The 18,726-nt window shown below is 49.2% G+C and carries 14 protein-coding genes and 1 other annotated feature; of the genes, 9 read left to right on the forward strand and 5 right to left on the reverse strand.

Features of this window, described 5'->3' with window-relative positions; genetic code table 11:
- Positions 1–44 precede the first annotated feature (44 nt).
- Positions 45–1,568 carry a glycine betaine uptake BCCT transporter gene (locus tag C7R91_RS24610; RefSeq protein ID WP_047070555.1) on the reverse strand — a complete coding sequence of 508 codons (1,524 nt, stop codon included), beginning with the start codon at positions 1,566–1,568 and terminating at the stop codon, positions 45–47.
- 94 nt (positions 1,569–1,662) lie between these two features.
- Positions 1,663–2,535: a LysR family transcriptional regulator gene (locus C7R91_RS24615; RefSeq protein ID WP_047070556.1), complete on the reverse strand. Its 873-nt coding sequence runs from the start codon at positions 2,533–2,535 to the stop codon at positions 1,663–1,665.
- Positions 2,536–2,691: 156 nt separating this feature from the next.
- On the opposite strand from C7R91_RS24615, the gene C7R91_RS24620 reads away from it, so the two are divergent.
- Both C7R91_RS24620 and C7R91_RS24625 read left to right on the forward strand, forming a co-directional pair.
- Complete coding sequence (locus tag C7R91_RS24620) at positions 2,692–3,984, forward strand: NCS2 family permease (RefSeq protein WP_047070557.1); 1,293 nt, start codon at positions 2,692–2,694, stop codon at positions 3,982–3,984.
- Between the two features lie 112 nt (positions 3,985–4,096).
- A complete protein-coding gene (locus C7R91_RS24625) occupies positions 4,097–4,504 on the forward strand; it encodes a VOC family protein (protein ID WP_047070558.1) in 408 nt (135 codons plus the stop codon).
- Positions 4,505–4,543: 39 nt separating this feature from the next.
- Here C7R91_RS24625 and C7R91_RS24630 read toward each other — a convergent pair whose 3' ends face one another.
- Together C7R91_RS24630 and C7R91_RS24635 are read right to left on the reverse strand one after the other, a co-directional pair.
- Entirely contained in the window at positions 4,544–5,605 is a 1,062-nt protein-coding gene (locus C7R91_RS24630; protein WP_047070559.1) for a YybI family spore inner coat protein, read from the reverse strand.
- A gap of 159 nt (positions 5,606–5,764) precedes the next feature.
- The gene (locus tag C7R91_RS24635; RefSeq protein ID WP_047070560.1) at positions 5,765–6,721 is read right to left on the reverse strand and encodes a GntR family transcriptional regulator; all 957 of its coding nucleotides are present in this window, start codon (positions 6,719–6,721) and stop codon (positions 5,765–5,767) included.
- 140 nt (positions 6,722–6,861) lie between these two features.
- Here C7R91_RS24635 and C7R91_RS24640 point away from each other — a divergent pair, with 140 nt between their 5' ends.
- The 4 genes from C7R91_RS24640 (at position 6,862) to C7R91_RS24655 (ending at position 14,551) form a co-directional block, all read left to right on the forward strand.
- Entirely contained in the window at positions 6,862–7,389 is a 528-nt protein-coding gene (locus tag C7R91_RS24640) for an HPP family protein (protein ID WP_047070561.1), read from the forward strand.
- A 138-nt stretch (positions 7,390–7,527) separates the two neighbouring features.
- Positions 7,528–8,139: a Crp/Fnr family transcriptional regulator gene (locus tag C7R91_RS24645; RefSeq protein WP_236697890.1), complete on the forward strand. Its 612-nt coding sequence runs from the start codon at positions 7,528–7,530 to the stop codon at positions 8,137–8,139.
- Between the two features lie 69 nt (positions 8,140–8,208).
- Positions 8,209–8,889 (forward strand): queuosine precursor transporter, encoded by a 681-nt coding sequence (locus C7R91_RS24650; protein ID WP_047070562.1) that lies wholly within the window; start codon positions 8,209–8,211, stop codon positions 8,887–8,889.
- Positions 8,890–9,061: 172 nt separating this feature from the next.
- Positions 9,062–14,551, forward strand: a complete 5,490-nt coding sequence (locus C7R91_RS24655) for a DUF8508 domain-containing protein (protein WP_047070563.1) — start codon at positions 9,062–9,064, stop codon at positions 14,549–14,551.
- Positions 14,552–14,614: 63 nt separating this feature from the next.
- Here C7R91_RS24655 and trpS read toward each other — a convergent pair whose 3' ends face one another.
- Positions 14,615–15,601 (reverse strand): tryptophan--tRNA ligase, encoded by a 987-nt coding sequence (trpS, locus tag C7R91_RS24660; RefSeq protein ID WP_047070564.1) that lies wholly within the window; start codon positions 15,599–15,601, stop codon positions 14,615–14,617.
- Positions 15,602–15,705: 104 nt separating this feature from the next.
- Positions 15,706–15,983, reverse strand: a binding site (T-box leader).
- A gap of 131 nt (positions 15,984–16,114) precedes the next feature.
- Here trpS and C7R91_RS24665 point away from each other — a divergent pair.
- The 3 genes from C7R91_RS24665 to C7R91_RS24675 are packed head-to-tail and all read left to right on the forward strand — an operon-like array spanning position 16,115 to position 18,628.
- Entirely contained in the window at positions 16,115–16,705 is a 591-nt protein-coding gene (locus C7R91_RS24665; protein WP_047070565.1) for a TetR/AcrR family transcriptional regulator, read from the forward strand.
- A 15-nt stretch (positions 16,706–16,720) separates the two neighbouring features.
- A complete protein-coding gene (locus tag C7R91_RS24670) occupies positions 16,721–17,257 on the forward strand; it encodes an HXXEE domain-containing protein (protein ID WP_047070566.1) in 537 nt (178 codons plus the stop codon).
- Between the two features lie 42 nt (positions 17,258–17,299).
- Positions 17,300–18,628 carry a helix-turn-helix domain-containing protein gene (locus C7R91_RS24675; RefSeq protein WP_236697891.1) on the forward strand — a complete coding sequence of 443 codons (1,329 nt, stop codon included), beginning with the start codon at positions 17,300–17,302 and terminating at the stop codon, positions 18,626–18,628.
- Positions 18,629–18,726: the final 98 nt, after the last annotated feature.

The following is an 18,726-nucleotide window of genomic DNA, read 5'->3' on the forward strand; positions in this document are numbered from 1 at the left end:
ACTTTAAGGGGTGCACTTCACTGATAGAAGGGTCTTCCTGCCTTTTACAACTCCTTCAACAACCTCTCCAGCTTTTTCTGCTGTTCTTTCCGTTTTTTCTTCGCAATCCGGTCTTCTTCTTGCAGGGCCATAACGAGTGAGAAGCACATCAGGACCATGATGACGGTAAAAGGCAGCGCTGCCACAATGGAGGCTGTCTGTAGTCCTTCTAAGCCGCCGCTTAACAACAGAACGATCGCGATAGCGGATTGGAGGACGCCCCAGGTGACTTTTACCCGATTCGACGGGTCCAGGTTGCCATCAGAAGACAGCATGCCGAGCACGAAAATAGCTGAATCCGCCGATGTGATAAAAAACGTAATGATCAACAAAATCGCCACGACAGCGAGAATGTACCCCATGGGCAACTGCTCCAGCGCGAGGAACAACGCAGTCGAGATGTCACTTTGTACCGCTGCCCCTATAGGCGCTTGATCAAAAATTTCGAGGTGAAGCGCAGTCCCGCCAAACACCGAAAACCAAATGAAGCTCAACAAACTCGGAACGAGCATCACGCAAATGACGAATTCCTTGATCGTGCGACCTTTGGAGACACGTGCGATAAACATGCCGACGAAAGGCGCCCACGCAATCCACCACGACCAGTAAAACAACGTCCAGTTGGCTACCCATGTCCCTTGTGTAAAAGGGGTCAGCCGCAAGCTCATGGAAATGAGATTGTTCAAATAGCTGCCCAGCGTGCTCGTGAAGGCGTCAAAAATAAACGAGGTAGGGCCCAATACGAGCGTCAGCAGAAGGAGCATCAAGGCCAATATCAGATTCGTATTGCTCAAATATTTGATACCCCGATCCAGTCCTGTCGTAGCCGAGAGCAGAAATAAGACTGTAATAATGGAAATGATCACGATTTGGACAGTGGTGTTGGACGGCAGTCCGAAGAGGTGAGACAAGCCACCGTTTATTTGCAGGGTCCCCAAGCCGAGGGAGGTAGCAACCCCGAACGCCGTGGCGATGACCGCCAGAATATCGATCGCTTTTCCAAGTGGTCCGTGTATGCGTTCACCGAGCAGCGGGCCAAAGGTGGAGGAAATCAAGCCCTTCGTCCCTTTGCGAAACTGAAAATACGCGAGAGCGAGCGCAATGAGAGCGTAGATCCCCCAAGGATGCAGCCCCCAGTGAAAAAACGCATAGCGCAGAGCTGTTTGCGCGGCTTCGGTCGTTTGTCCTGGCACACCTGCAGGCGGAGAAAAGTAATGAGAGATGGGCTCTGCAACACCCCAAAAGACAAGTCCAATCCCCATCCCGGCAGAAAACAGCATAGCAAACCACGTAGGAAGCGAATATTCCGGCTCGTCATCGTCGCTCCCTAAAGGGATTTGTCCGTATCTGCTAAAGGCAAGGAAGATGCAAAAGATCAGAAAACCGAAAGTCACGATTAAATAAAACCAGCCAAAATTCGTCGTGGTCACCTTCAGGACATGAGAAGCCGCAGAGGCGAAAAGCTCAGGAGAAATCGCGCCGAACAGCACAATGACAAATACAATGACCAACGATATCAGGAAAGTCATCTTTATCCTCCCGGGAATCTACAAGAAATGGTAATAGTTTATCATCCCGCGGGATTTCCAAGATTATTCCTGATGTGACCGCCCATGAATGGGATTACGATGAAAACGTCTCGATAAACCGATTCGCTGCTTTGGACAGGTGGCGTCCAGACTGCCAAACGACAGCAGCGGAAGAATAAATGGAAGTTCCGGAGAGTCGAATCCCGCGAATTTGTTCGCTCTGATGAGTCTCCCATGCCGAGATGGGGACAATGGAGGAACCGACCGAGGAGGCGACCATGCTGACGATGAGAGAGATGTCCGGGCACTCGCAGATAACGTGCGGTTCCACGCCTAGACGGGAGAATTCCTTGATAATCAAGTCGTAGATGCCCAAGCCTGGCGTACTCGGCATAATGAGCGGGAGCTGGGCGATCTCGCGCATTTCGATTTCTTTGCGATTAGCATAGGGGGAGGTGGCAGGAACGATGAGCACAAAATCCTCTTCCTCCAACGGAATCATGGTGCAGTTGTTCAGCGAGTGGGGGAGACGCACGATAGCGACTTCTATGGTTCTGCGCTCCAGCCACTGATTGAGGAGCTGCGTATCGCCTTTCCAAATTTTATACGTAATGAGCGGATATTTTTGCTGAAACACACGAATTTGCTCTGGCAGGCGATAAGCCGACAGTGCACTGACACCGATGGAAAGCGTCCCACGAATGCCTTCGCCTGTTTCTTTTACCTCGGAGAGAGCTTCCTCCATTTGATGAACGATATTGAGCGCCTGCTTATAGAGAGTGACGCCTGCTTCTGTCAGGACCATTTGTTTTCCTGATCGCTCAACAAGCATGATTCCGAGCTCCTCCTCCATTTGCTTCAGCTGCTGACTCAAGGGCGGCTGGGCCATGTTCAGTCTTTTAGCTGCTCCTGTTATCTGACCTTCTTCTGCTATGGCGATAAAGTAACGCAGTTGCCGAATGTCCACACACAATGCCTTCTTTCCTTACGAGAATAGTTCCATATGAAAACGATATGAAAATTAGATTTTATGGATATTTTTCATATTGATGAAGCTATGATAGCATGTTTCCTGTGAATCTACACTTCATGGAAAAGACATAAAGGAAAGAAGGGGAATTTCGTGCGTACGTGGATGGAAAAGCTATTTCACTTGCGCGCTTACGACACGACGTTTCAAAGGGAACTCATCGCCGGATTTATTGGCTTTGTCACCATTGTCTACATTGTTGCCGTAAACGCTTCGATTTTAAATGATGCTGGAATACCGATGGAAGCAGGCATTCTAGCGACTGTATTGACGGCATTTATCGGGTCACTTCTCATGGCCTTTTGGGCAAATGCTCCTATTATTCTGGTTCCCGGCATGGGGATCAATGCTCTGTTTACGTTCACGTTATGCCAATCGATGGGCCTTACTTGGCAGGAAGCATTGGCTGCTGTTTTTGTTTCGGGTCTGATCTTTAGTGTGATTGCCTTTACCAAGGCCGCGAAGATATTGTCCAATGCGATTCCCTCTTCGCTAAAAGAAGCGATAACCGTAGGGATTGGATTGTTCTTGACCTTCATCGGTCTGCAAAAAGGCGGGCTGATCGTCATGAATCCGTCTACGTTTGTCGCGCTGGGTGACTTGTCCAGCCCGCATGTGATCGTCACGCTAATTACTTTGATTGTTACGTTGATTTTGTTTATTCGGAATGTGCCGGGCAACTTCTTGATCGGTATTGCGGTTGGTACAGGACTTGGCTTTTTGTTCGGGATTGTCGAGCCGGGAGGGGGAGGATCGTTTTCGTTCGCGGATTACGGAAGCGTATTTGCGGGTCTTTCCTTTTCAGCCATTTGGGCGTTGCCATTTTGGATCGCGACCTTCTCATTGGCAATGGTCATCGTCTTTGAAAATATTGGCTTGATTCATGGGCATACCTCGATGCTTGGACAGCCGCAGAAGTTCGGCCGTTCACTGCAAGCGAATGCGTTGTCGGCTGCCATCTCTGGTATTTTGGGAACCAGTCCGACAGTTTCGACGGTGGAGACCGCGGCAGGAATCGCAGCGGGAGGACGGACGGGACTGACCGCACTTGTAACAGGCACCTTGTTCCTGCTCTCGCTCGGTTTGCTTCCTGTCATCAAAATGATTCCGGATGGAGCCATTGCTCCGGTGCTCATCATCATTGGCGCACTGATGCTGCAAAATGTGCAGAATATCAATCTGAAGGACTTCTCGGAAGGCTTCCCTGCCTTTTTGATCATCGCGATTATCCCGCTGTCCTACAGCATAGTAGATGGAATTGCGTTTGGATTCGTGGCGTATCCGCTCATGAAGCTCGCATTGGGCAAACGTCGGGAAGTGCCTGCGCTGATGTACGTCATCGCGGGATTGTTCTTGCTGAATCTCATGCTCCCGATCTTCACATAAAAGAGTAGGTTTCCCTCGACTTAGGTCGGGGGTTTTTTTGTTCTGTTCTCTAGAAAGTGGCACAAGAATTGTGAAATAATGAATGGAAAGTCGAAGGACGGGAGGATTTTTCATGATCCATGAGATGACGTTTCAGTTGCGTACTTCTGATTTCACCAAAGGACAAGCCTGGTACCAGAGTTTTTTGCAAAGAGAGCCGGATTTTGTTCCGCATGAAGGATTTGCTGAATGGGAAGTCTTGCCTGGTTGCTGGCTGCAGCTGGCAGAGGGGACGCCTGCAGAAGGAAGCGGTCCCGTGCGTTTTGCCGTTGTCGATATAGAGATGGAAAGAGAAAGACTGGTCAACGAACTGCAAATCGAACCGTTTGAAATTTTCCAACGGGAAGAGGTTCCGGTCAAATGGGGGACGTTTGCCGATCCATGGGGGAATCGTCTTGGATTGTTCGAGTACCTGGATGCGGCTGAAAAAGAGGAGAAGCAAAAAAGACTTGCGAAGCTGGAAAAAGCCCCTTACCTATGAGAGAGGCAAAGGGACTTTTCGTGGAGAGATGCGGATTGATTATCGTTTGACCAGCGTAAACGCTTGTTTTACTTGATCCAGAGACATCATCAGAGGGATGAATTTCTTTCCTTCTTTGCTTGCAGGGTCAAATACTGTGTCTTGTGGCAAGCTTGCTACATATACCGTGTTGGTTGCTTGGTTACGTGCAATTTCGACGCCGACTGGCGGCTCGTCCGGGTTGTTCAGTTTTTTCCAGTCATTTTGGTCAAACGCGGTGATAACTACAACAGGTGTACGATCTTCCGGTTTCTCAGCATTGAAGATGAAGCGGGTTACACTCTTTGCTTCTGGCAGGAATTCGTCTGCATTTGGTCCAGTTTTTTCTTCGACAAGGATGTTGCCGTTCCAAGATTTTGGACCTTTAAAAGCAAAGGCTGCGTCTTGGCTTTTGAAAGTATCATGGTATACTTCGAGTGGTGTTACAGCTGGTTGGAAGTTGGCACTCATCAATTCCCATTTGGTTTGGTTCCATTTCCATTTGGATTTGAGGTAGCCGCGAACATCTGCATTGTAATCACCAGTTAGACGCTCTGTGCCTTCCAGGACGTAGAGGCCATTTTTGTTTAGATCGATTGGCTTCAGCTCTACGAAGTCCGCTCCGACTACACCCGCTTTGTTTTTATCCAAACCTGGCAGGCTGAGCTCTTTCGCTTTTCCATCTTTCATAGTGTAGATGTGATTGGTTGTGTAGCCGCCGCTTCCGCCAGTGCTTGCAGTAACCATGATCTCGCCTTTTTTATCGTAAGTGAAATCTTGAACGGAGAGCTTCGGCTCGTAGCCGCTGTCCTTCACGTCGATGTGAAAAGATTTCTTCGTTTTGCCATCTGTTACTTTGATAGTGAGGTCTTTCACGTATGGGCTGTTTTTCTCTTTTTTTCCGTACAGAACGATTGTATCTGCGGTCTTGTCACCCGTTACGTCTGTTGTTTTTTTCGTAATCTCTTGCAAGCCTTTTGTTGTAGCAGTTGTGTTGCTTGCATCTGCTGTAATGGCATATCCTCCAGTGAAAAGTACGGAAGTAAGTACTGTTCCTGTTACGAGTTTGTTCAAGTGTTTCATGTGATGAATCTCCTCCCCAGTCTTGCTGACTGTTCATGATGAAATGTAGCGTGCTGTATGTTGTGCTTGTCCTTGCTACACGTTCATTATGTACGATAGGGTGGATGTATTGGTTACAGACTATCGACATAAATCCTACAAACCAGTAACAGGTAAATATTAGGGTGCCAGGAGGTTGCTCGCTTCTTTTAACAGTGCCTCGCTGCTTTGCTCCAACAGCATGGGATAGAGTCGTGTTTTGTCTGGAGCTAACGCGAGGAGCTGATCATATACCGCAGCAGAGGCATAGAGCAGGTCAGAAGCGTGGATAATCTGCTGCAAGGAGTGTTCATCAACGAATCCTGCGGTCATGTGTTGAATCTGTTCGATACCAGCTTCTAGTACACGTCCCGCCATCCATTCCCCGCCTTTTTTTCCGAGACAAACAAACCCAACTGAACGGCCTGCTTCCAAGCGAGCGATCTCCAGAAGCGTGCTCGTCTGGGCATTTGCTCCAATGATGAGGACAGATTTGTGATAACGAGCAGCTAATTCTTTTACTTCGTCTGCATGGTTGACGGTGGTGACAATTTGGTCGGCATCTTGTAAGGCAGAGTGGACATCTGAATGGTTTTCAAGATAGGCAACCTGAATGGGCTGACCGATAATCTCTTCTATTTTCCTACGATAAAAAGGATGATCATGCTCGTGACATTCCACCAAGAGCCATCGGGCTTCTTTTTGGGACTGGGAAAGAAACAAATGTCCGTAAGCAATGGAAGCAAGCATAAGCTCATCCAGCGAAAACGGAAGCTGCTGTGCTTCAGTCATGATTGTTTTGGCATGATCATAAAGCGATTGCTGACGCATGCGAAAGGCAGTAATTGCAGATTTGTCGGCGATAGAGGTACCGCGCCCCTTTTGCATATGGACGAGTCCTTCATCCCGTAGCTGCGTGTATACGGCATTGATGGTGTTGCGGTTGACCTGCAGCTGATCGGCTAACTGGGCAGCAGGTGGCAGCATTTCGCCCGGTTGAAGGTGGCCTACGCCAATAAGAAGCTTCAATTGTTCTTTGATTTGGACATGAATTGGGATTGGAAAATCCGCATTTAGCCGCACAAGTGACTGAGTCATGGATATTCGCCTCACAGTTGGGTGTTTGTTTTTTTATTTTACTAAATATCTAGGTAACTAGCTATTGTTTATGCTTTTGTAAGATAGCTTACAGAACAAGGAAGGGTCACTTGCTACGATGTGAGTAGGAGGTGGTTTTGATGAGAGATGGATGGAGCATAAAGGAATTTGTAGCCAAAATGAAGGGGAGAAGCAGAACACCTCTGAAAATATCTGGATCGGTTGCTTTGATCGGTGGCCTTGGCGGATTAGTGACGATAGGGGTGCTCGGCATGCTGACGGAATTCACCACCGCTGTCTGGTTGATGGCTTCATTTGGAGCAAGCTGTGTGCTTGCTTTTGTGGCCTGGGATTCGCCGTTATCTCAGCCGCGCAATATCATCGGGGGGCATTTTTTCACCAGCTTGGTCGGCGTGCTGCTCTATCAAATAGGCGGATCGCAGCTGTGGGTGGTAGCAGTTAGTGTCGGTCTTGCGATTGTCGCCATGCATGTGACGAAGACGACGCATCCTCCTGCGGGTGCTAATCCAATTGTCATTGTCATGGACGGCAAGGGATGGGAGTTTTTATTGTCTCCGGTACTCATAGGGGCAGTAGTGGTGGTGCTGATTGCTTTGTTCGTCAATAACATGCATAAGAAACGTGCTTATCCTGTGTTTTGGGTATAGCAGTATCTAGGTAAAGTATGGCTGCCTTCTATGAGGTGGTCATTTTTTCATTTTGGAGGAAGAGTGTCGAGTAATTGACAAACGAATTAAAATACATAAAAGTATAGGTAACTAGGTATTTAAAGTGGCGAGGGATGTATGATGAATGAGCAAATTGTTCTAGCCAAGAAAACGGTGTTTCAGACACCGACCGACACGCGAATGGGCATTTTCTTCATTCAAAAGGGACTCCTGCGTCTCTCTCGGCTGAACGAGGATGGAAAGTCCTTTACCGTGGGATTGCTGGGACCTGGAGCTGTTTTTGGCGAAATGGGGGAAATAGCGCTAGGGTCACGCGCTGTCTACATTGAAGCGATGCAAAAAACGACCCTTACTCATTGGAGTGCGACTCGGATGGAAGAAATGCTGCAAGCATGTCCACCAAGCTTGAAAGAAATGATGTTCCAGTTGTCAAAAAGATTGGGTGAACAAGAGGAGCGGATGGAAAAGCTGGCCTTGGAATCGGTTAGGGATCGTGTGTTGCATCTGTTGGTTCAGTTATGTCAGCGATTTGGCAAAGCAGAAGAGCCGTTTTGGAAATTGACCGTCTCTCTCTCCCATCAGGAGATTGCCAACATGGTGGGGGCGACCAGAGAAACAGTTTCATTAGCATTAGCCGGTTTGGTCGATGAGGGAATGGTGTTGGTATCCCGCATGTCGATTGCTGTGCATGCATCGAGAATGGTTGATAAAATAAGAGAATGCAAGTAAAATGATTGAATGCTCAAAACGGGCCGCGGTTCGTAAACTCCCGCGTTATCAAAACTAGGAGGAAATTATATGTTTAATTTTTGGATCGGAGTGCTTTTTGCTCTGGTGAACTTCGGGCTGTTCCTGCTCTGCTACCGATTTTTCGGCAGAATGGGACTGTACGCGTGGATCGGGATGGCAACCGTGCTGGCCAACATTCAGGTGGTCAAAACAATCGAGATGTTTGGCTTGGTCATGACGCTCGGCAATACGATTTATGCTTCTATTTATTTGATAAGCGATCTATTGAACGAGAAGTATGGGGAAAGAGAAGCGAAAAAAGCTGTATGGTTCGGCTTCTTTACCTTAATTGCGGCAACGATCATCATGCAGCTCGTGCTGGTGTTTGAACCACAGGAAACAGATATCGCCCAAGGCTCCTTGCAGACGATTTTTGGCTTGATGCCAAGAGTGGCATTAGGTAGCTTGTGTGCGTATTTTGTCAGCCAATTTGTCGACGTGAAAATCTATTCGTGGTTGAAGAAAAAATGTCCGGGCCCAAATCAGCTCTGGATTCGCAATAATGGAAGCACCCTCTTCAGTCAGTTGCTCGACTCGGTTACCTTTTGCACGATTGCCTTTTTGGGAGAATTCCCGATGGACGTATGGTGGCAAATCCTGTTGACTACCTACCTGATCAAGTTTGTCGTATCGGCAGCCTCGACGCCGGTTCTATATATCGCACGCAGTATGAAAGTTGACGAAAGCTAATTGACAAAAACACTGAAAAACCGCCAAGGACGATGGAGCTTGGCGGTTTTTGTTTTTCCATGTTTAGAAGGATTATACAAACTTTACATCAAATTTACATAATGTTCAGGTTATACATTTACCATCTTATAGTAGTTACTTCCGACATGATGTGAGGAGGAATGATGCAAGAATGTTGAAAAAAAGAGGGAGTGCTTCCAGATGGCCGAAGCTGGCGCTAGTAGCCGCGGTCATGATGGGAACTGTTTTACCGACCGGGTGGATGCCACAGGCAAAAGCCGCGCGAGCTGATCATGTGGTGATCAGTGAGGTGTATGGGGGTGGGGGGAACTCTGGTGCCCTGTACAAGAATGACTTCATTGAACTGTATAACCCGACAGACACGGCTGTTTCGGTTGGAGGCTGGTCTGTTCAGTATGCTTCTGCTTCAGGAACGTCTTGGCAAAAGGCAGGGCTGACAGGAAGCATAGCCCCGCACGGCTTCTATTTGGTTCAGCTAGCAACATCGGGTGCAGCAGGGGGGGAACTGCCAACTCCTGACGATAGCGGGACTCTGAACTTGTCAGGGTCGAATGGAAAGGTTGCGCTGGTTAACGATGGTGTCCCGTTAACTGGGGCGGATGTCACTTCCCAGGCAAGTGTCGTGGATATGGTCGGCTTTGGTACTGCCAATTCATCCGAGGGCAACTCACCAGCACCAACTCCCTCCAATACGACCAGCGCCCAACGCATTAGCGACGCCAGCGGCATTGTGCCGAACGGAGGAAATGGCTGGGATACCAATAACAACCGCAACGATTTTATCACAGGGGCACCTACTCCAAAAAACACGCAAAGCCCAGTAGAACCGCCGCTACCAACAGACGTGACCGAAAAGCTGAACGCTACAGAACTTATTTTTGATTATACGGATCCTATCCAAGCAACAATTCGCGGCTATGTCGGTCAAGGGCGGACTATTAAGGTTTATGCGAGTCAGCCAACAGGAACAGGTAGCGACACTCCTTTGGCCCAGCAAGATTCGGATGCTTCCGGATTCATCGAGCTGACTTTTGCGAATCCCGATCCAAATGCGCAGGGAGTCTATCTCACGGCAACGGAAGGAAGCAAGAAGGAGAGCGCGAGCATCGAGCTGAGGCCAGCGGTAGCCAGTTCAGCTTTGATCCAGGATAAAGTCAGCCTGCAAGTATTGAACGGTGTGGGCGAACTGCGAGGAGAAGCAGGAGCGGCAGCGGGGAATGCGATACTGCGCGCATACGATCCGCAAAAACAACCGCTGATGCTAAGTAACAAAGAAACAGGAACAGCACAGGCAAACGGGTCATTTTCTTTTACGATTCCAAACATCGATCAGCTGGATTATATTCTCGTAACGCAGCAAACAGCTGGGGAATATGGCAAGTCGTTTGAGAGCCCGGAAGTTAGCGTTACCAAGTCAGCAGTGGGTTCGACTACGATTGCTGAGGCAAGAAACACCCCGGTAGGAACGAACGTGGTTGTCGTCGGAACGGTGACGGCGATGTTTGAAGCGGGCGGACAAAACAACGTGTATTTCCAAGACGAAACGGCGGGGCTCGTACTTCGTGCACCAGGGCTTACTGGCAAAATTGAGGTGGGAGACAAGATCCGGGCGGCCGGAAAAATGAGCGATTATTATGGACTTGCTCAACTCGAAGCGCTCACCGATAACGTGGAAATCGTGCAAAAGCAAGCAGGTGTGCCTAACCCGCAAGTGGTGACTTCCACTGATTTTGCAGCTGCTACAGGAGAGGCTTTGGAAGGCAAGCTGGTGACGGTGAAGGTGGTTACCGTCAAATCGGTATCAAGCGGCAACTACACACTGGAGGATCAGCACGGTTCGTTTGTGTCTCGTCCTGCCGCCACTCTGCCGCTCCCAGTGAACAAGAGCTATGCAGCTATTACGGGCGTAGTGAACTACGACCGCAATGTATACAAGCTGGTGCCGCGCACTGTTGCTGATCTCGTAGAGGACGAGAATAAAGTCCCCATGGTCACAGCGAGTCCCGCAGGTCCTATGGTGACACAAGGAACAAAAGTAACGCTCTCAACGACGATGGCAGATACGGTGATTTACTACACGACGGATGGTTCAACGCCGACTAGAGGAAGCATCAAGTATACGGGACCAATCCAGATTGACACGGATACGACCCTTTTAGCCATAGCGGTTAAGGAAGGCTATACAGACAGCAATATAGCTACGTTCCGCTACGTGATTCAAAAGGAAAATATTCGTATCCATGACATTCAAGGAACCTCGCACCGTTCACCGATGGCGGATGGAACGGTGACCAATGTTCCGGGAATCGTAACGGCTATCGTCAGAAACGGAAGCAATGTACAAGGCTTTTATATGCAAGATCCGATTCCAGACGCAGATCCATTTACCTCCGAAGGTATATACGTATACGAGCCAAACGCAACGGTCAAACCGGGAGATGAAGTAACCGTTAGCGGCACCGTCAAGGAATACGTACCTTCGAACAGGGCGGGAACAGACCTCACCCAGACGCAAATTGATGTGACCTCGTACGCAGTTGTCAAGCCAGGCCAGACACTCCCAGAACCACTCATCCTGGGCAAAGACAGCTACGAATATCCGAAAGGAATTATCGACAACGACAGTCTGGGCAAATTCGATCCAGACCAAGACGGCATCGACTTCTGGGAAAGTCTCGAAGGTATGCTGGTGCAAATCGAAAATCCAATCGTGGTTGGCGAAACCAAGACGTTTACCAATCCACGCGCAACGGAATTTGTCGTTATCGATGATCAAGCCCATCCGAGTCAGCCTCGTACACCCGCTGGCGGAGTGGTGCTCGAAGCCAATGATTTTCACCCTGAACGCATCACGGTATCGGACAAACTCGAATCGATTACCGGAGAAGTAAAAGTCGGCGACAAATTTGACGGACCGCTGGTAGGCATCATTGACTACAGCTTCGCGAACTACAAGCTGTTCCATACACGATCATTTACGGTACAGCCAAGCCATTATGAGCCGCCAGTGACAAGTATTTCGCCAAAAGAAGATAAGCTGACAATCGCTTCGTACAACATCGAGAATTTCTCGGCAAAAACCGATTCTGCCAAAATCAATCGCATCGCCGAGACGATTGTGGACAACATGAAGGCGCCGGATATTATCGGTGTGGTGGAAATGCAGGACGATAATGGCCCAACGGACAATGGGCAAACAGATGCTACACAGTCTGCGAACGAATTGATCAAAGCAATTGAAAACAAAAACGGCCCGACTTACCGATACACTGATATCGCGCCACAGAACAATCAGGATGGCGGACAGCCAGGAGGAAACATCCGTGTTGGCTTCTTCTACAACCCAGAACGAGTACAGCTGGCAGCAGGAACGCCAGGAGGTGCGACGGATGCGGTGCAAATCGAGACAAGAGATGGTGTAGCGCATTTAACACACAATCCAGGACGGGTAGATCCGACCAACGAGGCGTTTGCTTCGAGCCGTAAGCCACTGGCAGCGGAATTCATTTTCCAGGGCGAGCCTGTCATTGTCATCGCCAACCATTTCAATTCCAAGGGTGGAGACCAAGCGCTGTTTGGAAAAGATCAGCCACCACAGCTGGTGAGCGAGGTCCAACGGATGAAAATTGCTCGTGTATTGAATAAATTTGTAAAAGACATCCATACAGCGGAAGCAAAAGCAAATGTTGTCGTGCTGGGTGATCTCAACGATTTCCCGTTTTCGAATCCAGTGCAGGAATTGGCAGATGGCGTTTTGACCAATATGGTGGAGAAACTGCCGAAGGGTGAGCAGTATACGTACGTGTATCAAGGGAACTCCCAAGTCTTGGATCAAATTTTGGTCAGCAACCATTTGGAGGATGACACGAAGGTTGATATCGTTCACATCAACGCTGGCTTGACTGAGAGCGAGGGACGAGTGAGTGATCATAATCCTGTCCTTGTCCAGCTGGACTTGAAGGATCGCGGCACGCCGGAAAAAACAGCACAAGAAGTGGCGGAAAGCATCAGGCAGCTCACACAGCCAGCAGCGGGTGAGACGCGCTTGAAGCTGCCAGAAGTACCTACAGGCTTTACCATCGCGATCAAGTCGTCTAGTGATCCAGCAGTCATTGCGCTGGACGGCAAAATTACGCCGCCGTATCGCCAGACGAATGTAGATCTGGTTTTGGAGGTCACACGAGCATCCGATCAAACGACAGCAGTGACCCAAGCACTGACTGTGCAGGTTCCAGCTAAGCCGGAGTCACCGCCGCCAGTTACACCGCCGGACAGAACACCGACACCGGACTCGCAGCGAGAGTTGAACAAGCAAGCAGCTCAGGTCATCTCCGCAAGCAACGACGAGAACGCCATTTTGGGACAAGTGGATCAAGTACTCAGCCATCTGGAAAAACTTCTGGATGCCGAGAGATGGACGCCGACTGAGAAATGGGAGGCTGTCACCGATACGATCAAGACTGTACTTGAAGCAGTAGCTGAGCAGGCAGACCGAGGAGCCATCAGTGAAGAGACACTCCAGGATGTGACGAAGAGCTTTTTGGACAAAGCATTTGACCCGCTTGCAGAAGAGGGCATCGAGGATGAAGAGATTGCCCGCCTGGCACTTGCCTCCTTGACGAGCTTGGCGAAAACAGCACTGGAGCCGCTCGATGAAAAGGATATTTCCAAAGAGGTAGCCAAGCATGTCCGTACACTGGCAGAAGAGCTTTTGAAAAAGCTTGGCACTGTCGTCATAGAAGATGGGGATGAAATCAAAGCAGATGACGAACAAGTAGATGAGCTTCTGGACATCCTCGGGGAATTCATGAAAGCAATCGAGTCCGTGAAAGAAAAGATCGGCTTTGCTCCTGTGCTGTTCGTTCAGGTGAAAGAAGGCGATGAGGATGCGAGCGACACGCGTTCTCGCAAGGGAGAATCTGCTGATCCGACGGTGACTCTGGAGCAGAAGCTCGTTGGACAATTAAAGGAAAAAGAGGTAGGCATTCGCGTAACCTTGGACAGCGAAGCATGGGTAGAGGTGCCTAGCGCATATTTTTCCGCTCAGCGTGCAAGAGAATTTGCCCTCGCTCTGACGGAAGCAAATGGGAACGGGTGGAAAGGTGTGCCGAACCCTGGCGAAGCGTATCAATTGCAAGTGTGGAGCAACGGTAAAAAGGTGACAAATCTCGGCAAAACAGGCTTTACACTTGGTCTGCCTGTCGCCGATGACGCAAGCGAAAAGCTCCAGGCGTATTCGTACCGGAGCAATATGTGGAGAGCCGCTACTGGACTCAAGGGAAAAGCGATCCAGGTGACGAAGGAAGACGATCTGGGTAGCTTTACAGTTACGACGGCGGCCACTTATGTCGTCGGTGAGACTGCCTTGAAAGGGATCGAGATCGAGCCGAAATCTCTAAAACTAGCCCAAGGAGAAGAAGCACAGCTCAAGGTGAAGGCGATTCTCGGTAATGACGCAGAAGAAGACGTTACTGAAGCGGAGGGTATCGAGTTCACATCCAGCAAGCCCGATCAGGTAGAGGTGGATGAGACGGGGCGTATTCTTGTCCTGGATGATGCCGAACCAAGAACACGAGTGACCATCACGATCAGCTACGCTGGCAAGACTGCCAAGGTAATTGTCACGGTTAAGAGCAATTAATGTAATGTAAAGAAAACGGGTTGGGAGATAGCTTCCCAGCCCGTTTTTTGTTGTGAAAATGGATTAGATACGTGCCATCCCCATCGCTTTTTCAACTTTGTACAGCATCTCGTTCGCGACTTTATTCGCTTTTTCTGCCCCGGCAGTCAGGATATCATCCAGCTCAGAGGAGTGGAACAGCTGCTCAAAGCGTTCTTGAATCGGACGGAGAGTTTCGACGACAACTTCTGCCAGCTCGGTTTTGAATGCGCCGTAGCCTTTGCCCTCGTACATCGCTTCAATCTCATCCAGCGTTTTTCCAGAGCAGAGGGAATAGATGGTCATGAGGTTAGAGACAGCAGGCTTTTCTGCTTTGTCATAACGCACAACGCTGTCGGAATCCGTTTGCGCGCGCTTGATTTTTTTCGTGATGGTGTCTGCATCATCCAGCATGGAGATGAAGGCGCCTTGGTTTGGATCGGATTTGCTCATTTTCTTGGTACCTTCAGCAAGGGACATGATGCGTGCGCCAGTCTCCGGCAGGCGAACCTCTGGAATGGTGAAAATGTCGCCATAACGGTTGTTAAAACGAGCGGCTAAATCACGAGTCAGCTCCAGATGCTGCTTCTGATCCTCGCCAACAGGAACGAAATCAGTGCCGTACAGCAAAATATCAGCCGCCATCAATGGAGGATAAGCCAGCAGACCGCCTGGAATGGATTCGCCGCGTCCATCGGATTTGTCCTTGAATTGAGTCATGCGCTCCAATTCACCCAAGTAAGAGGTACACAGCATGATCCAGCCGAGCTTGGCATGGGCCGGTACTTCCGATTGGACGAACAGCGTCATTTTATTCGGATCGAGGCCGACGGACAAATAGAGAGCCGCGAGACGACGGATGTTCTCGCGCAGGACAGCAGGCTCCTGTGGAACGGTGATCGCATGCTGATCTACGATGCAGTAAAAGCAGTTGAACTGATCTTGAAGCGGAACGAAGTGCTTCATCGCGCCCAAGTAGTTGCCGAGTGTCATAATGCCGCTCGGTTGAATGCCGGAAAAGATGGTTTTCATGGGAAAGCTGCTCCTTTCAATGTTAGATGCGAGTTTAAAAAGTTTAGTTCAAAAAGTCGACTTTTCAAATCCGCTTTAAAATACAAAAAGGTCCATCCGCCCTGGACAGGGACGAATGAACCGTGGTGCCACCCTTGTTATTTCACGCAAGGAATCATCCATACGCAAAATCTCTTTGATCCGTACCGTTTCTGTGCAAGACAGCTTGATACGGTGTCCATTGTAACGTACGGACGTAACGCCAAAGCCTACTGCCGCCATGTGAGCGGGTTCGGTTTGGAGCTCGGAAGCCCATTCATCATTTCCTTAACACTGATTCGCACCAACCATCAGCTCTCTGAAGTCTCGCAAAATGACTACTCTTCTTCCTCATTGCCATCAAATGATACCCTTTGAGCAAACATTTTACATAGAGTGGAATAAAAAAGCAAGTGGGTCTTGACAAGGAAATCCAAAAGCTGTAAAAATAACTCAAGAGTTATATAACTGGAGAGTTACTTTTGAGGTGAGTAAATGAACAATGACAAATTGTCAAAAGGAGAGTTGAGTCGCAGTCGGTTACTTGCGGCGGCAGCTTCTGAGTTCGCGGCAAAAGGCTTTCATCGTACACGGGTGAGTGACATCGTAAAAGCAGCAGGCCTGACCCAGGCGTCGTTTTACCAGTATTTCGACAGCAAGGAAGGGCTGTATCAGCAGTTGACGGACAAGTTCATCACCAAGCTGTGGGAATTGGCGGACAGCGGTCAAAAGGTAACCGCCTTGACGAAGGCAGATGTCTTCCATCAGGTACGGGAAAACTTGCTCGCCTTGTTCCGATTTTTTCAGGAGCAGCCTGACCTGACCCGGATCGTGCTGTATCAGGCAGAAGAGGGCGAAGAGCTGCATCGTAAGCTGGCTGCGATTGTTGCTGTCAACTTGCGACAAAATCAGACTGCTGGGCATGTTCGTGTCGAGTTGTCTGTGGAGGTGGCAGCTGAGGCAATGATCGCAGTCGTAGACCGTATGACGACGCGGTATTTGCTGACGGGCGAGAAAACAGCGGAGCAGCTTGCAGATGACGCGGTATCTTTTTTGGCATACGGAATTTTGCAGGCAAACGAATAGGAAGTGGGTGCTTGTATGCTGGAGCTGTCCCATCTGATTTGGCTGTTTTTAGTCGTTTTCATGTTTCATGATTTCGAGGAGATCGTGATGGTAGAAGGTTGGGTACGAGCCAAGAAAGACATTATTAGACGGACTGTGCCAGAACGGCTTATGAAGCTGCTGGAGCCGTCTCTTTCGATGAATACGGCGCAATTTGCCGTCGCAGTCTCCTGTATTTTCGCGGTTTTATCGGCAGCGGTCGTCATGACTGTCACGACGCTTTCGGCTGGAACGTACCTTCCGTTTTTCCTGGTTTGTCTGCACGCAATGTTTCTCCATGTGTTCATGCATGTCGGTCATACCGTTGTCCTTCGCATGTACACACCTGGTGTGGTGACGGCTGTGGCATTTGTTTTGCCGTATAGTTTATATACGTATGATCGATTGCTTGAGGCTGGGCTTGTGACGTGGCCGTTGATCTGGAGCACATTGCCGTACAGCTTGTTGATCATACCTGTTTTGTACGTGGCACACCGGATTGGGGAGGCTGCAGGTAAAGTGATCCCCCGATGAGAAAAAGAAAGGGAATATGTTATCCTAGTAGGAAAGATTGGTGTGAAAGAGGGAATTTTGTTGAAGCTGCGACTAGGCGTAATAGGCGCGGATGATTCACTTGCCATCATCGAATCAGTCATGCGAGAGTTTCCCGAAATTGAATACTTGCCGATTGTCTATTGGAAAGAAGAAGAAATTCTTGATCTGATCTTGCCGCATGTGGATGAGGTGGATATGTGGCTTTTCTCCGGACAGGTCCCTTATGCCATGGTGAGCGAGTCAGGCAAGGTTCAAGTGCCGATGGCTTATGTGCCTCATCTCGGCGCGAGCTTGTACAGAACCTTGCTTCATCTGTCCCATCAATTGGGAGTCCGGGTGGAGGAAGTGAGCTTTGATACATTTTCACCAGAAGAACTAGGGCATTTTCTGGACGAAGCGGGCATTGCTGGTGGCTACAAATGGCTCAAGCATTACGAGGGAGCGATCTCAGCCGATGAACTGGCGGATTATCACGAACAGCTTTGGAAGGCAGGCAAGACAAAGGTGGCTGTCACCTGCTTGCGGACAGCAGATGTAGAGCTGGTGCGACGAGGTGTCCCTGTACATCGGGTCGTGCCGACACGTGCAGGCGTGATTTCGGTCATTCACATGCTTTTGCGAACACACGAAATGCTTCACTTCAAAGATACCCAAATTGCGGTGCAGATGATGGAGATCGATCCATTTCGCGAGCTTGCCGGTGGCAATTTTTCTACAGATGAATGGCAAAATGCCGAGATTAAGACGATGGAAAAGCTGTTGCGTTACGCGAAGCATTTGCAAGGCTCATTGAAGACAGCGGGTCCCGGACGCTACGTCATTTTTACAACGCGGGGGAATTTGCAGGAAGTGACCCGTGACTATGCGACCATGCCGGATTTGGAAGAGCTGTTTGGCATTCGCGCTGATCAGGTGACATGCGGAATTGGGATCGGCAAGACTGCTTATGAAGCAGAAATCCACGGTGGCGCGGCTTTGCTGCACGCCAAAGAGCGGGGGACAGGCAACTGGATGGTCTTCTTTGATGACAAAAGCGTCGTAGGGCCGCTTGGTCGTGCTGAACAGATCACCTATCGGTACGACTCAGAAAAGCTGCAAGAGCTCAGCCAGCTTACCTCTCTCAGTGTCATGACGCTCGCCAAGCTATACTCCATACTCAAAAAGCGAGGTTCTCAGGAAATTCATGCGACAGAATTAGCCTCGTATTTACAAATTTTGCCACGGAGCGCCAGACGAATCCTGATTGAACTGGAGTCTAAGGGACTAGCGCAGGTGATCAGAGAAGAAAATCCGCACCCGCGGGGCAGACCGCGAAAGGTGTATCGGATTGAATGGCAATCACAATTGTAATAAATTTACCAATTAATCATTTCTTTCAGGAAATGATTTTTTTGTCGTTAAAAAATTGTTCTCAAATTCACATTTATGACAAATAATAAGAGATGTAA

This window comes from Brevibacillus formosus, from assembly GCF_003013405.1.
GTDB classification, from domain to species: domain Bacteria; phylum Bacillota; class Bacilli; order Brevibacillales; family Brevibacillaceae; genus Brevibacillus; species Brevibacillus formosus.